The 14,585-nt window shown below is 58.8% G+C and carries 17 protein-coding genes; 16 read left to right on the top strand and 1 reads right to left on the bottom strand.

What is annotated here, in order from left to right; translation table 11 throughout:
* Positions 1 to 37: 37 nt before the first annotated feature.
* The gene (locus ACR0DS_RS13570; protein WP_480488204.1) at positions 38 to 916 is read left to right on the top strand and encodes a 50S ribosomal protein L11 methyltransferase; all 879 of its coding nucleotides are present in this window, start codon (positions 38 to 40) and stop codon (positions 914 to 916) included.
* Positions 917 to 1,005: 89 nt separating this feature from the next.
* Positions 1,006 to 1,362 carry a hypothetical protein gene (locus ACR0DS_RS13565; protein WP_267364115.1) on the top strand — a complete coding sequence of 119 codons (357 nt, stop codon included), beginning with the start codon at positions 1,006 to 1,008 and terminating at the stop codon, positions 1,360 to 1,362.
* Positions 1,363 to 1,467: 105 nt separating this feature from the next.
* Here the strand turns inward: ACR0DS_RS13565 and ACR0DS_RS13560 are convergent, their stop codons facing one another.
* Positions 1,468 to 1,683 carry a DUF1127 domain-containing protein gene (locus ACR0DS_RS13560; protein WP_267364114.1) on the bottom strand — a complete coding sequence of 72 codons (216 nt, stop codon included), beginning with the start codon at positions 1,681 to 1,683 and terminating at the stop codon, positions 1,468 to 1,470.
* Positions 1,684 to 2,016: 333 nt separating this feature from the next.
* On the opposite strand from ACR0DS_RS13560, the gene ruvC reads away from it, so the two are divergent.
* The 14 genes from ruvC (at position 2,017) to ACR0DS_RS13490 (ending at position 14,341) form a co-directional block, all read left to right on the top strand.
* Positions 2,017 to 2,514, top strand: coding sequence for a crossover junction endodeoxyribonuclease RuvC (ruvC, locus tag ACR0DS_RS13555; protein WP_209598197.1), 498 nt, complete (start codon positions 2,017 to 2,019; stop codon positions 2,512 to 2,514).
* Positions 2,511 to 3,188, top strand: a complete 678-nt coding sequence (ruvA, locus tag ACR0DS_RS13550; RefSeq protein ID WP_480507047.1) for a Holliday junction branch migration protein RuvA — start codon at positions 2,511 to 2,513, stop codon at positions 3,186 to 3,188. Before ruvC ends, ruvA begins: the two co-directional genes overlap by 4 nt.
* A 4-nt stretch (positions 3,189 to 3,192) precedes the next feature.
* Positions 3,193 to 4,212: a Holliday junction branch migration DNA helicase RuvB gene (ruvB, locus tag ACR0DS_RS13545; RefSeq protein ID WP_267364110.1), complete on the top strand. Its 1,020-nt coding sequence runs from the start codon at positions 3,193 to 3,195 to the stop codon at positions 4,210 to 4,212.
* A gap of 64 nt (positions 4,213 to 4,276) precedes the next feature.
* Positions 4,277 to 4,900: a hypothetical protein gene (locus ACR0DS_RS13540; protein WP_480559714.1), complete on the top strand. Its 624-nt coding sequence runs from the start codon at positions 4,277 to 4,279 to the stop codon at positions 4,898 to 4,900.
* The gene (gene ybgC / locus ACR0DS_RS13535; protein WP_480483971.1) at positions 4,897 to 5,280 is read left to right on the top strand and encodes a tol-pal system-associated acyl-CoA thioesterase; all 384 of its coding nucleotides are present in this window, start codon (positions 4,897 to 4,899) and stop codon (positions 5,278 to 5,280) included. Before ACR0DS_RS13540 ends, ybgC begins: the two co-directional genes overlap by 4 nt.
* A 109-nt stretch (positions 5,281 to 5,389) precedes the next feature.
* Complete coding sequence (gene tolQ, locus ACR0DS_RS13530) at positions 5,390 to 6,085, top strand: protein TolQ (protein WP_209505518.1); 696 nt, start codon at positions 5,390 to 5,392, stop codon at positions 6,083 to 6,085.
* Positions 6,086 to 6,087: 2 nt separating this feature from the next.
* Positions 6,088 to 6,564, top strand: coding sequence for a protein TolR (gene tolR, locus ACR0DS_RS13525; RefSeq protein ID WP_480483970.1), 477 nt, complete (start codon positions 6,088 to 6,090; stop codon positions 6,562 to 6,564).
* 9 nt (positions 6,565 to 6,573) lie between these two features.
* Positions 6,574 to 7,677: an energy transducer TonB gene (locus tag ACR0DS_RS13520; protein ID WP_480559712.1), complete on the top strand. Its 1,104-nt coding sequence runs from the start codon at positions 6,574 to 6,576 to the stop codon at positions 7,675 to 7,677.
* A complete protein-coding gene (gene tolB / locus ACR0DS_RS13515) occupies positions 7,674 to 8,993 on the top strand; it encodes a Tol-Pal system beta propeller repeat protein TolB (RefSeq protein WP_480559710.1) in 1,320 nt (439 codons plus the stop codon). Before ACR0DS_RS13520 ends, tolB begins: the two co-directional genes overlap by 4 nt.
* Positions 8,994 to 9,065: 72 nt before the next feature.
* Positions 9,066 to 9,575, top strand: coding sequence for a peptidoglycan-associated lipoprotein Pal (gene pal / locus ACR0DS_RS13510; protein WP_267364104.1), 510 nt, complete (start codon positions 9,066 to 9,068; stop codon positions 9,573 to 9,575).
* 4 nt (positions 9,576 to 9,579) lie between these two features.
* A complete protein-coding gene (gene ybgF, locus ACR0DS_RS13505; protein WP_480538871.1) occupies positions 9,580 to 10,404 on the top strand; it encodes a tol-pal system protein YbgF in 825 nt (274 codons plus the stop codon).
* Positions 10,395 to 11,654 carry a tRNA lysidine(34) synthetase TilS gene (tilS, locus tag ACR0DS_RS13500; RefSeq protein WP_480559708.1) on the top strand — a complete coding sequence of 420 codons (1,260 nt, stop codon included), beginning with the start codon at positions 10,395 to 10,397 and terminating at the stop codon, positions 11,652 to 11,654. The genes ybgF and tilS overlap by 10 nt, the downstream gene beginning before the upstream one ends.
* Positions 11,655 to 11,729: 75 nt before the next feature.
* Entirely contained in the window at positions 11,730 to 13,646 is a 1,917-nt protein-coding gene (ftsH, locus tag ACR0DS_RS13495) for an ATP-dependent zinc metalloprotease FtsH (protein WP_267367030.1), read from the top strand.
* Positions 13,647 to 13,744: 98 nt separating this feature from the next.
* Entirely contained in the window at positions 13,745 to 14,341 is a 597-nt protein-coding gene (locus ACR0DS_RS13490; RefSeq protein WP_480484072.1) for an MOSC domain-containing protein, read from the top strand.
* Positions 14,342 to 14,585: the final 244 nt, after the last annotated feature.

The following is a 14,585-nucleotide window of genomic DNA, read 5'->3' as shown; positions in this document are numbered from 1 at the left end:
GTCCTACGCGCAGTGCCAACTGACACAGGAGTTCCGGATGCCCACATTCACTGCGCTGACCACGCTGACAGGTAAGAAAGCCGCCGAAGGTCTGGGCGAAGCGATGGAGCGTCTGGAGCCCGAACCAACCGGCGTCGGTGTGTTCGAGGTCGAAGACGGTTCGGGCCTGTGGGAAGTGGGCGGGTACTTTACCGAAGCCCCTGACGAGACCGCATTGGCCGTTCTGGCAGTTGCTTTTGAAGCCAAACCTTTTGTTGTGTCGGAAGTGCCTGAAACGGATTGGGTGGCCCATGTTCGGCGAGAGCTTGCCCCGGTTGAGGCGGGCCGCTTTTTTGTCTATGGCAGCCACGATGCCGACAAGCTGCCCGACGGTCGCATTCCACTGCTGATCGAGGCGGCAATGGCCTTTGGTACCGGACATCACGGTACCACGCTGGGATGTTTGAAAGCTCTGGACCGGTTGTTGGATGAAGGGTTCAGTGCCTCAAAAGTAGCGGATATCGGTTGCGGCACGGCCGTTCTGGCCATGGCGGCAGCCCGGGTATGGGATGGCGATTTCATTGCCAGCGATATCGACGAGGTGGCCGTTGAAGTGGCCGAAGCCAACCTGAAGGCAAACGGTATGTCCGGCGCGGTTCAGTGTGTTGAAGCCGCAGGTTTCGATCATCCCGACCTCAAGGCGCACGCACCCTACGATCTGATTTTTGCCAATATCCTCAAAGGGCCTTTGGTAGCTTTATCACCCGAAATGGCAGCGAATCTCCGCCCAGGTGGGCACGCGATCCTGTCGGGAATCCTCAACGAACAGGCCGATGACGTGGTTTCCGTTTATTCACAAAACGGGTTCAATCAGACCTGTAGGGCCGAGATTGGTGAGTGGACGACCCTAATTTTAACCAAACAGGGCGTGAATTAGGCCATTTGCAGGAGTTTTATAGGTTTTTGCCACGTTTTTGTCGCAATCTCTTTTTACCGTTTTCTGAATGAAGTCGAGGGGGGCGGTTTTTGGAGGCTGCCATGACGGGTAAACAACTGGAGTTCAATCAGCGCGTAAGTCGCCTGAACAAGAAACACCAAAAGATGAGCCGTGGCTATCGCGCGACGATGCGCAAGGATGGCCTGGTGGTGATGAGGCCGCAGCGGGTGAGCTCGGCGGTGCCAGCAAAGGTGCTGCTGCTTACGCTTGTGGGTTTCTTCGCCTTCAAAGCATTTCTTTTGTCCCACCTTGGCCCGACCGGCTATCAATATCGGATCGACAGCCTGAACGAAGGTACGCCAGTCGAAAAAGCCGGTGCCTGGGTGATGCAAATCGACCCTGTGTCGCAAGCCCTCGCCGCTCAGCTGAACAAAGTTTTCTACTAATCCGCTCCCTCGGATTAAAAAACACCGCGTACCCTTATGGTGCGCGGTGTTTTTGTGTGCCCCTCAAGGGAGGAGGAAGGGGCAAATAAGTATAGTGGCCGGTTCTTAGCGGCGACCTTCGGCGATGGAGTCGATGTCACCACGGCACAGGCCGATATCGTCCAGTTCGCGGTCTGTCAGACCGGTCAGCGCGTTGCGGGTTACGCGGGCGTCATTCCATTCAACTGCGGCGTTAACGGCCGATACGAAAAATGCGCCGATACGGCCAACAAGGCCGAACGAGCCAGTGGTAGCGACGCGGGTTGTGTCCAGTGCAGCCATATCCTGTTTCCTTCTGGTTAGTGTTCACATTGCATTTCTGCGATCTGCGGGGCATCTAGTGCTGTCATTTCGTTCGCACAAGTTCAGTTTTTGCATGTGTCCTATGCGTTTTCTGCAAGGCTTCACGAAGCTGTAATCCCCTTTAACAATTGGTGAAAAAGCCTTTGGGAAAGTGTCGAATTCAGACTTCACGGGGTCGCAAAACGCGCCCGAAGTCGCGCCTGAGACACGCGTGTCGTTTTCAGCCCTGGGGTCAATTCGCTTGGAAAATGTTCACGCTTCGTGCTAGGCGTTGAAAAAAGATCACACAACCCGAGCAGGCCGAGGCAAAATATGCGAATTCTGGGCATCGATCCGGGGCTTAGAACCCTGGGATGGGGCGTCATCGAATCAAATGGCAGCCGCCTGAGCCATGTGGCCAACGGGTTGTGCAAATCGGATGGGGACGATCTGGGCGAGCGGCTGCTGTCGCTGCACAATCAGATTGTCGAAGTGATTGCGGATCACAGACCCGATCAGGCTGCTATCGAACAGACATTCGTGAACAAGGATGGGGCCGGAACCCTCAAATTGGGGCAGGCACGTGGTGTGGCGTTGCTGACGCTGGCACAGGCCGGTCTGCCGGTGGGGGAATATGCCCCCAACCGGGTGAAAAAGACCGTGGTGGGTGTGGGTCATGCCGAGAAAGAGCAGGTTTTGCATATGGTCAAACTGCAATTGCCGGGCTGTTTGCCGAAAGGGGCCGACGCGGCGGATGCACTGGCGATTGCGATCTGCCATGCCTATTACGGGAAAACGCAACAGGCGCGTGTGAAAGAGGTGCGGGCATGATCGGCAAACTGACAGGGCGGCTGGATTACCGCGCGGTGGATCATGTGCTGATCGATGTTCGGGGCGTCGGCTATCTTGTCTATTGTTCCGACCGGACCTTGGCGGCATTGCCGGGGGCGGGTGAGGCGGTCTCGATCTACACTGACATGGTCGTCCGCGAAGACCTTATGCAGCTTTACGGGTTTCTGTCGCTTGTCGAGAAAGAGTGGCATCGCCTGCTGTGCTCGGTTCAGGGGGTCGGCGCGAAGGTGTCGCTGGCGATCCTGAGTGCATTGGGGCCCGACGGTGTCAGCCGCGCAATTGCCCTGGGGGACTGGGGTGCGGTCAAGGCGGCCAAGGGCGTCGGGCCAAAAACCGCCCAGCGGATCGTGTTGGACCTCAAGGACAAGGCACCCGGAGTGATGGCCATGGGCGGCACGATTGCTCAGGCGATGGACGGGCCGGAACTTGAGGTTGTTGAACCGAATGACTCTACACCCGCGCCGAGACGTGTTCCGAAACCGCCATCGGGTGCCGCGGCCGCGTCTGCCGGGGCGTTGTCGGCGCTGGCCAATCTTGGATATGGGCCGTCCGAGGCGGCAGGTGCCGTGGCTGAAGCGGCTGCAAGCCAGCCGGATGCTGACGAGGCTGATCTGATCCGCGCGGCCCTCAGGCTGCTGGCTCCGAAAGGGTAAGTGAATGGTTGACGCTGATCCCACCCTGCGCCCGGAGCCCCTGCCGGAAGACAATGACCGCGCTTTGCGTCCTCAGGGGCTGGATGAATTCATTGGTCAGGCTGAGGCGCGTGCCAATTTGCGCATCTTTATTCAATCCGCCCGGCAACGCGGCGAGGCGATGGACCACACCTTGTTTCACGGACCTCCGGGGTTGGGTAAGACGACCCTCGCACAGATCATGGCGCGTGAACTGGGGGTGAACTTTCGCATGACCTCTGGCCCGGTTCTGGCCAAGGCGGGGGATCTGGCGGCGATCCTGACCAATCTTGAATCGCGGGACGTGTTGTTCATCGACGAGATTCACAGGCTCAACCCGGCGGTGGAAGAAGTGCTGTACCCGGCGATGGAAGATTTCGAGCTGGATCTTGTTATCGGCGAAGGCCCTGCTGCGCGCACTGTAAGGATCGAGTTGCAGCCATTCACACTGGTGGGGGCCACCACGCGGATGGGCCTGCTGACAACGCCCTTGCGTGACCGGTTTGGTATCCCGACCCGGCTTCAGTTCTACACGGTTGATGAATTGCACGAAATTGTCACCCGGAACGCGCGAAAACTGGGCGCGCCTGCGGATAACGATGGTGCGCGCGAAATCGCGCGCCGGTCGCGCGGAACGCCACGTATCGCCGGGCGATTGCTGAGGCGTGTTGTGGATTTCGCGATTGTCGAAGGGGACGGGCGGATCACACGGGACCTGGCCGATGGTGCCTTGACCCGTCTGGGCGTCGATAATCTGGGTCTTGATGGCGCGGACCGGCGGTATCTGAAACTGATTGCCGAAAACTATGCAGGTGGCCCGGTGGGGATTGAAACCCTGTCTGCCGCGCTGTCCGAAAGCCGCGACTCGCTTGAGGAAGTGATTGAGCCCTATTTGCTGCAACAGGGGCTGATCCAGCGTACTCCGCGTGGGCGGATGTTGGCGCAGAAGGCGTGGACGCATCTTGGGATGGCCGCGCCCAAGCGGCAAAGCGATCTGTTCGGTTGAAGCCCGCGCGCTTAGATTTTATGCCTTTCGGCGAGAGTATTTTTGAAAAGATGAAGGGCTGGCGGTGACACCGGAAGAAATTGAAGCGCTGTTCACACGCGAAAGCGGCGAGTTTCTGTTTGCGCGCTGGGGGCGGCCTATTGTTCCGATCGTTTTCGGCGTCGAAGACGAGACGCTGGCCACCGTAAAGGGGGCATTCGAAGCCGTTGTCACGCTGGCCGGTCACCAAATGGCCGAGACGGACCCTGAGCTTGGCGCGAACTGCATGGTTTTCTTTTTCCGGGACTGGCAGGAACTGCTGGAGGTACCGGACCTTGATCGATTGATCCCGGATCTGGAACCTTTGGTCGCGCGTCTGGTCGCGGCAGATGCAAACCAGTACCGCGTTTTCCGATTCGAAGAAGATGGCGCGGTCCGCGCGGCGTTTGTGTTTCTGCGCATGGACAAGGAATTGTGCAAGGTTCCGGCGGAAACCCTTGCGCTCAATCAGGTCGTGCAGACCATCTTGCTCTGGTCGGACACTGCATTTCGCAATCAATCTCCACTGGCAATCGCAGGTGAGGCCACGATCCTGCGTCCCGACATCGCGTCCTTGATCCGGGCGGCCTATGATCCGGTTTTGCCACGGGCGGCACAGGATGCCTCGCATGCGTTAAGGCTGTTTGCCCGACTGGAGGCGTTGCAATGAAACACACCTACCCCATCCGCGTGTATTATGAAGACACCGACATGGGTGGGGTTGTCTATCACGCGAACTACCTGCGCTATATCGAGCGCGCGCGCTCGGACTGGGTGCGTAATCTGGGCAATGACCAAAACGCCATGCGGGAGGAGGGCATTGTTTGGGTCGTGCGGCGGGTCGAGGCCGAGTATCTGGGGCCTGCAAGGTTTGATGATGAATTGATCGTCGAAACCGAGGTCACCGAAATCTCGGGCGTGCGTCTGACTATGGCGCAGCTTGTTCGCCGCGGTGAGACCGAAATATTTCGTGCATCTGTCACGGCCGTTTGCATCAATAAAGCGGGCAAACCGATCCGATTGCCGGCAGAGATTCGCGCATTGATGTAACAATTTGCGGACCATGGGTGGTTCTGTTGGCTTTTCATGACCAACTGAGATAGCGTTTGGCAAAATAAGGCCAAACGAACGGCCATCAGGCAAAACAAAGAGCAGGTTCATGGAAGCTGAAACGCTGGCGCTGGCGCAGGAGATCGACTTCTCCATGTGGGGGCTGTTTGCCCGCGCGACCTTTATCGTCAAACTGGTGATGCTGGTACTTACCGGCGCATCCATCTGGTCCTGGGGGATCATCATTCAGAAGCTGATCAACTATCGCGCGGCCCGACGCGAGGCGCAGGTTTTTGATGAAAGCTTCTGGTCGGGCAACCCGTTGGATGAGTTGTTCGAGCAGATCGGAACGCAGCCGGATGGCAGCTCGGAAAAGATCTTTGCGTCAGGCATGATCGAGTGGCGCAGGTCACATCGCAATGATGGCGGGCTGATTGCCGGGGCAACCGCGCGGATCGACCGGTCGATGGATGTCGCCATCGCGAAAGAGGCGGAAACCCTGCAAAAAGGTCTTCCCATTCTGGCAACTGTCGGCTCCACGGCTCCGTTTATCGGGCTGTTTGGCACCGTTTGGGGCATCATGAATGCGTTCATCGAGATTGCCGAACAGCAAAACACCAACCTTGCCGTTGTGGCCCCCGGTATTGCCGAGGCGTTGATGGCGACAGGGTTGGGCCTTTTGGCGGCGATCCCGGCGGTGATTTTCTATAACAAACTCAGCGCCGATAGTGACCGGATCGTTGGCGGCTATGAAGCCTTTGCGGATGAATTCGCAACCATTCTGTCGCGCCAGTTGGACAGCTGACGATGGGCGCTGCGATCCAGCAATCTTCGAACGGCAATGGGCGCAGGCGTGGTCGGCGTCGCGGTCGCGCGCAGCCGATGGCCGAGATCAATGTGACACCTTTCGTGGATGTCATGCTGGTGTTGCTGATCATCTTCATGGTGGCCGCGCCATTGCTGACGGTTGGTGTTCCGGTCGATCTGCCCAAGACCGCAGCCAGTGCGCTGCCCGGCGACAATGAAGAGCCTTTGACCGTGACCCTGACCGCTGACGGACGCGTGCAGATCCAGACCACCGACGTGTTGCGCGAAGAGTTGATTGGCAAGCTGCGTGCCATTGCGGCAGAGCGGAGCAGCGACCGGGTTTTCCTGCGGGCCGATGGCGCAATCCCTTATGCACAGGTGATGCAGGTCATGGGTGCACTGAACGCGGGCGGTTTTTCCAACGTTGGCCTTGTGACCGATACCGGTGGGCCGACGCTGGATGAAGGTGGAGAGTGAGGTCGCACGGTGGATACCGGCACCAAGATTTCAGCGATTGCGCATGTCAGCCTGATCGGATGGGCGATGTTCGGCGGCACCTTCCGGTCCGAACCGTTGCCGATGGCTGTGCAGGATGTCTCTGTGATCACGGCTGAACAATTCGCGGCCATGACGGCCCAGCGGGATGCGCCGGAACTCCCCGAAGTGCCGACCGCGTTGCAGCAGCCGCCCGAGCCGGAGGCTGTGACCAAGCCCCCGGAACCCGAGAGTGACGAACAGCCCCGCCCTGAACCTGTTGCACCGGCTGAACCGGAACCAGAGCCAGAGCCCATCATCGTGGAAGCGCCGCCAGAACCCGAGGTTCCTGACGAGCCTCCGGTTCTGACGGAACCTCAGGTCGAACCTGTTGCACAGCCTGCGCCGCCCGGTCCGGAGGCACAGCCGCGCCCATCAGACCGCGTCGCGCCCGAGGCAATAGCTCCGCCACCGCCCGAGGCAAAGCCTGATGATCTTGAAACGCCTCCGGTATCCCTGGATGAAGGCGCAGAGATTCAACAGGAACAGCAGGATCAGACCGCGCCGCAAGAGGCAGCCCCGGAGATTGTGACTGAGGCCGAGGAAACCAAAGAACAGTCGCCCCTGACATCTCCGCGACCGCGCGTGCGCCCAAACCGGCCAAGCCCGCCGCCGGAACCCGCTGTGGCCAAAACGCCTGAGGCGACCCCTGAATCTGAGAAACAAACCGATGAAACGGCAATCAACGACGCCCTGGCCGAAGCCTTGGGCAGCGGGTCCGAACCTTCTGGCCCACCGCTGACCAGCGGAGAGAAAGACGCGATGCGACTGGCTGTCTCTGGATGTTGGAATGTGGGTTCCTTGTCCACGGATGCGCTGAACACTGTGGTTGTTGTCGCGTTTTCACTGAACCGTGATGGTACGGTCGTCGGTGGCAGTGTTCGGATGCTGGACAGCTCTGGTGGCTCGGCGGGAGCCGTTAAACAGGCCTACGAGGCTGCGCGACGTGCTATTTTGCGCTGCGGGGCCAAAGGATATGATTTGCCTGCTGACAAATACGAACATTGGCAGGATGTTGAGATTACATTTAACCCCGAGAGGATGCGGATCAAATGATGAAGCTTCTGACCAGCCTCTTTGTCGGCCTGACACTGATGTCTGCGCCGGTTTATGCACAGAACGGGCCTTTGCGCCTGGAACTGGATGAGGGGATTATCGAACCCTTGCCCTTTGCCGTTCCGAATTTTGTGCCGGACGGCCCGGCCGCAGCTCAGTTCGCGCAGGATATATCGCGCGTGGTGGCGGCTGACCTGACCGGGACCGGGTTGTTCCGCGAAATCTCCTCGGATGCGTTCATCAGCCGGGTCAGCAGCTTCGAAGCTCCGGTTCAGTTTGCGGATTGGAAGGCGATCAACGCTGACGCGCTGGTCACGGGCGCTGTCAATGTGTCAGGTCAGAAACTGACGGTCCGGTTCCGGGTGTGGGATGTGTTTTCGGGCCAGGAACTGGGCAATGGCCTTCAACTGGCAGGTACCACAGACGGGTGGCGGCGCATGGCGCACAAGGTGGCCGATCAGGTCTATAGCCGGATCACAGGTGAAGGCGGTTATTTTGACAGCCGCGTTGCCTTTGTTTCGGAAAGCGGGCCGAAGGACCAGCGCCTGAAGCGTTTGGCGATCATGGATTACGATGGCGCGAATGTGCAGTACATGACCGACAGCGCCGCAATCGTTCTGGCGCCCCGGTTCTCACCCACCGGTGACCGGCTGCTTTATACCAGTTATGAAAGCGGCAGCCCGCGCATATACGTGACTGAAATCGGGCGCCCGAAACCGCGGGAACTGAAGACGCAGGACGGGACGATGAGCTTTTCGCCTCGGTTCTCGCCGGATGGCCGGTCGATTGTCTATTCGCTGATTCAGGGCGGCAATACCGATCTGTGGAAGATGGATATCGTTTCGGGTCAAAGCACGCGCCTGACCAACACGCCCGCAATTGAAACTGCCCCCAGCTATTCACCCGATGGCAGCCGGATCGTCTTTGAAAGCGACCGCTCCGGCACGCCGCAATTGTACGTGATGGCAGCAAGCGGGGGCGAAGCCACGCGGATCAGCTTTGGTGCAGGTCGCTATGGTACCCCGGTCTGGTCACCGCGCGGCGACCTGATCGCCTTTACCAAGCAGAACCAGGGCCGGTTCCATATCGGCGTGATGCGCATCGACGGGTCAGAAGAACGTTTGCTGACAGCCTCTTTCCTGGATGAAGGCCCCACCTGGTCGCCTAATGGCCGGGTCATCATGTTCACCCGCGAAACGCAGGGGGCCAGTGGTAGGGCATCGCTTTACTCGGTGGATATCTCGGGCAGGAACCTGCGCCCGGTACGTACACCGGACGGCGGCAGCGATCCGTCCTGGGGCCCATTGCAGAATTGATCGCAGCAAAGTTCACAACAAATCGTCCCTGTGGTAGACAGGCGGCAATAAACATAACACGAGGCACCTGAAATGAACGTATTGAGCAAAGTTCTGGCGCTGGGCGCGCTGAGTGTGATCGCCGCCTGCACAAACAATGACCCCTCAGCCTTGGGTGGCGGTGGTGGTAGCGGAGGCATTGGATCCATTGTCCCCGGATCACCGAGTGATCCGCGCTCGCCCGCGTATTTCCAGCAAACAGTCGGGGACCGTGTCCTGTTTGCCGTTGACCAGTCGACGCTGTCGCCCGAGGCGCAAACAGTGTTGCAGGGGCAGGCGGACTGGCTGCTGGCCAATCCGGATTTTGTCGCAACGATCGAAGGTCACGCTGATGAGCAGGGCACGCGGGAATACAACCTTGCACTGGGCGCACGCCGGGCGAACGCTGCGCGTGAGTACCTGATTTCGCGGGGCGTCGCGGGCAGCCGCCTGAACACCGTGAGCTATGGCAAGGAACGCCCGATCGAGATTTGCAGCACCGAGGAATGTTATTCCAAGAACCGTCGTGCAGTAACGGTTCTGACCGGGTCAACTCTGGGGTAAGATGATGCGCATTGCAGGATGGGTTTTGGCGGCGGTTGTGGCGACGGCTGGTGTTGCACAGGCACAGGATCAACAGACCCTTGCGGATATCCGTCAGGAACTGACGGTATTGCATGTGGAAATTCAGCGTTTGAAGCGCGAGTTTTCCACTACGGGTTCGCCCGCACCAAACCTGTCCGGCAGTTCGGTCCTTGAACGGGTGGATGCCATCGAGGCCGAATTGCAGCGCCTGACCCGCCAGACCGAGCAATTGAACCAGCGGGTGCAGAACATTGTCACTGACGGCACCAACCGAATCGGTGACCTTGAGTTCAGGCTGGTTGAACTGGAAGGCGGCGATTTGTCGACGTTGGGTGAGACCTCGACACTTGGTGGTGACACGGCCACTGTCATAACCGGGCCAACAAGTATCGAAACGCCAACGGCAACTGATCATGGTGAACTGGCCATAGGTGAACGCGCTGATTTTGACGCAGCCTCGCAAGCGTTGGCCGATGGCGATTTCCAGACTGCTGCCACGTTGTTTGCGCAGTTTGAAACAAGCTATCCCGGCAGTCCGCTGGCGCCCGAAGCCAACCTGAAACGCGGTCATGCCCTAGAAGGGATTGGCGACACACGCGAAGCGGCCCGGGCATTTCTGGCCAGCTTCACGGGTGATTCCGAGGGCGCGTTTGCACCCGAGGCGCTGTACGAACTGGGCGCGGCGCTTGGCCGTTTGGGACAGACCGATCAGGCCTGCATCACGCTTAATGAGGTCGGAGTACGCTTTCCTTCTGCGCCAGAGTTTTCGAACGCCACGCAGGAGATGACCGCGTTGGGATGTACTTGAGCCATCACTCCGGCAAACTACTTGCAGACCTTCGCGCCCGGCTACCCGAAACACTTCCGCGCAAGTTGGGTATTGCAGTTTCGGGAGGCGGCGATTCTGTCGCCTTGATGCACCTTTTGCATCAGGTGGCGCAGGATGAGGCCATCACCCTTTTCGTTGCCACGGTCGACCACGGGTTGCGCCCCGAATCCGCGCGCGAGGCCGAAACGGTATCCCGGCAGGCAGCTGCGTTGGGGATGTCTCATGATACGCTGCGTTGGTCGGGCTGGGACGGTACTGGCAACTTGCAGGACCGGGCACGTCAGGCGCGGTATGATTTATTATCCGAATGGGCAAAGGGTCGCGGAATCGATGCCATTGCGCTGGGCCACACCGCAGATGATCAGGCGGAAACACTGTTGATGCGGTTGGGCCGATCATCCGGGGTCACGGGCCTGTCCGGCATGTCGGCTATTCGGAAACAGCAGGGGCTGACGTTGCTGCGTCCGATGCTGGGGATCACCCGTGAACAGCTGCGCACCTATCTGACTGAGACTGGCGTGGCATGGGTGGACGATCCTTCGAATCAGGATGCCAGTTTCGACCGGATCAAGGCGCGCGAAGCTTTGGGTGGGCTGGAACCTTTGGGAATTGATGCGCGTTCATTGTCCCGCGTGGCGGACAATCTGGCGCAGGCACACACGGCACTTGGCGTCTGTGCGCAAGAATCCGCAGGGTCCGTGGCGCAGGTCGATCAAAGTGACGTGAGGGTGAACCGGGCCGGATTTGCCGCGTTGCCCCTTGAGATTCGGCGTCGTGTCCTGCTGGGAATCCTCTCATGGATTGCCGGGTCGGGTTATCCCCCGCGTCAGGCGGCAGTGGATCAGGCAATGGATGCAGTTGCGAATGGGCAATCGGGGTCAGTGGGCGGTTGTCTGATTGTTCCACAAGGCGGGAGTGTTTGGATTTGCAGGGAATTTAATGCCGTGAAATCTCAGTTGGCGGCACCCGGTGCTGTGTGGGATGGCAAATGGCGGCTCAGCGGACCCGCAACAATGGGCGCAGAAATCCGCGCTTTGGGCGGTGAGGGGTTGCAACAGGTGCCCGAGTGGCGTGCAATCGGACGTCCCAGGATAGCTTTGACGTCGACGCCTGCGGTTTGGATTGCGGACAGGGTGCTGGCCGCCCCGCTTGCGGGTCTCGCGAATGGCTGGCATGCCAGGCTTGCGTCAGATTGGCCCGAGTTCCACGCATCTTTTTTATCGCATTGAACATACGACAATCCTCTCTATTTTAAGAGGTAACTTGGCAGCGTCTCACCTGCCGGAACTTTTAGGAGAATTTCCTTGGGCAACGCTCGCAATATCGCGTTTTGGGTCGTTTTGTTCCTGCTCATCCTTGCACTGTTCAATCTGTTCAGTGGACCGGGCGGAACGCTTCAGAGCAACGAGAAAACCTATTCCGACTTTGTCGGTGCCGTCCAAAGCGGTGAAGTCAAGAACGTGACCCTGGATGGTGAACAGATTCGCTATACCCTGCAAAGCGGTGCCAGCTATGTCACGATCAAACCCGGCGACGCCGAAGTGACCAAGCTTCTGATCGAAGAAAACATCCCCGTTCAGGCCGTAAAACAACAGCAATCAGGCTTTCAGTCGTTCCTGATCACGCTGCTGCCTTTCCTGCTGCTGATCGGTGTCTGGGTCTATTTCATGAATCGGATGCAAGGCGGCGGCAAAGGTGGCGCGATGGGCTTTGGCAAGTCCAAGGCCAAGATGCTGACCGAAAAGCATGGCCGCGTGACCTTTGACGATGTTGCCGGTATCGACGAGGCCAAGGAAGAGCTGGAAGAGATTGTCGAATTCCTGCGAAACCCGCAGAAGTTCAGCCGCCTTGGTGGCAAGATCCCCAAGGGCGCGCTGCTGGTTGGCCCTCCGGGTACCGGTAAGACGCTTCTGGCCCGTGCCATTGCGGGTGAGGCGGGTGTGCCGTTCTTCACCATCTCGGGTTCGGATTTTGTCGAAATGTTCGTTGGTGTGGGTGCGTCCCGCGTGCGTGACATGTTCGAGCAGGCGAAAAAGAACGCGCCCTGTATCGTGTTTATCGATGAAATTGACGCTGTGGGTCGTCATCGCGGCGCCGGGTATGGTGGCGGCAACGACGAGCGGGAACAAACGCTCAACCAGTTGCTGGTCGAAATGGACGGGTTTGAGGCCAACGAAGGTGTAATCATTCTGGCGGCGACAAACCGCAAGGATGTTCTGGACCCTGCGCTGCTGCGACCGGGCCGGTTCGACCGTCAGGTCACAGTCGGCAACCCGGACATCAAGGGCCGCGAGAAAATTCTGGGCGTTCACGCACGCAAGACGCCGCTGGGCCCCGATGTCGATCTGCGCATCATCGCGCGCGGTACGCCCGGCTTCTCGGGTGCGGATTTGGCCAACCTCGTGAACGAGGCCGCGTTGATGGCCGCGCGCGTGGGTCGTCGCTTTGTCACCATGGAAGATTTTGAAAACGCCAAGGACAAGGTGATGATGGGGGCCGAGCGCCGCTCGATGGTGCTGACGCAGGATCAGAAGGAAAAAACTGCCTATCACGAAGCGGGTCATGCTGTTGTTGGTCTGTCTCTGCCCATGTGCGATCCGGTCTACAAGGCGACCATCATACCGCGCGGGGGTGCGCTGGGTATGGTGGTTTCGCTGCCGGAAATGGATCGCCTGAACTATCACCGGGATGAGTGCGAACAAAAGCTGGCGATGACCATGGCGGGGAAAGCTGCCGAAGTCATCAAGTATGGCGAAGATCACGTGTCGAACGGTCCTGCCGGGGACATCATGCAGGCCAGCCAACTGGCACGCGCCATGGTGATGCGCTGGGGTATGTCGGACAAGGTCGGCAATATCGACTATGCCGAGGCGCATGAGGGATACCAGGGCAATACTGCCGGGTTCTCGGTATCGGCTCATACCAAGGAACTGATTGAAGAAGAGGTAAAGCGTCTGATCCAGCAAGGCTATGAACAGGCGCACAAGATTCTGACCGATCAGAACGAGGAATGGGAGCGTCTGGCCCAAGGGCTGCTAGAATACGAAACACTGACCGGTGACGAAATCAAACGCGTCATGAACGGGGAGTCGCCCGGCGACAGTGATGACCGGAACGACAAGTCGGACGAGGGCAGTGCGCCCAGCGTGACAGCCATCCCCAAGACCAAGGCAAAGAAATCACCGCCTGAGGGCGGGATGGAACCTGAACCGACAGCATAACCAGCAAGAACCCGGGCTCTGACCCGGGTTTTTCTCTTTCCATCAGAGCGTTACTGAGCATTATGCGCTGGCAGACACCAATGGGAAGGGAAGCGCGTATGCCGTTTTTGCGGGAAACCGAATTTGCAGCCGAAGTTCTTTGGCTGGGCCTTGTTCCTGCCGGCGGATCGCTTCGTGCCAAGCCCGTTGAGTTGCTGGATCTTGGGTTTGAGGGCGTGAAAGGCGAGCGGCACGAAGGTCTGAACCGTGCGTCCTGTGTTCGGGTCTCGAACCTCTATCCCAAGGGCACTGAAATCCGCAATGTTCGTCAACTGTCGGTGCTGTCCTTGGAAGAGTTGCAGCAGATCGCGCAGAACATGGGGCTGGACCAGCTTGACCCGTCTTATCTGGGCGCATCCATAGTGCTGAAAGGTATTCCGGATTTCTCGCACATTCCGCCGTCCTCGCGTCTTCAGGCGGTCAACGGGCTGACGATCACTGTGGATATGGAAAACGCACCTTGCGTATTGCCCGGTCGCGAAATCGAAGCGGATCATCAGGGGTATGGTGCAGGGTTTAAACCTGCTGCCGTCGGACGCCGGGGTGTCACGGGCTGGGTCGAACGTCCCGGGCGCATTCAACTGGGCGATCACCTCAAGCTCTTTGTTCCGGACCAGCCTGCCTGGAGCCCTGAAAATATGCAGGTTTCCGATTAGTTCCCGATGAAGTGACCTGACGACGCTTCGCGACGCCAGAATGTCGGAATCCATGGCTAATCAGATTGTACACAAGGGTATGGAATGCGTAGCGCCGACGTTAGACGTCGGTTTTGCACGGTATTCAATCAAGGACCCCGGCCAATGAGCTATAAATCCGACATCGAAATTGCGCGTGAAGCGAATAAGAAGCCGATCCAGGAGATCGGCGCGAAGCTTGGAATATCCAGTGATGATCTTTTGC

The organism is Ruegeria sp. AF5, from assembly GCF_056541905.1.
This window is presented reverse-complemented; position numbering and strand designations above follow the sequence as displayed.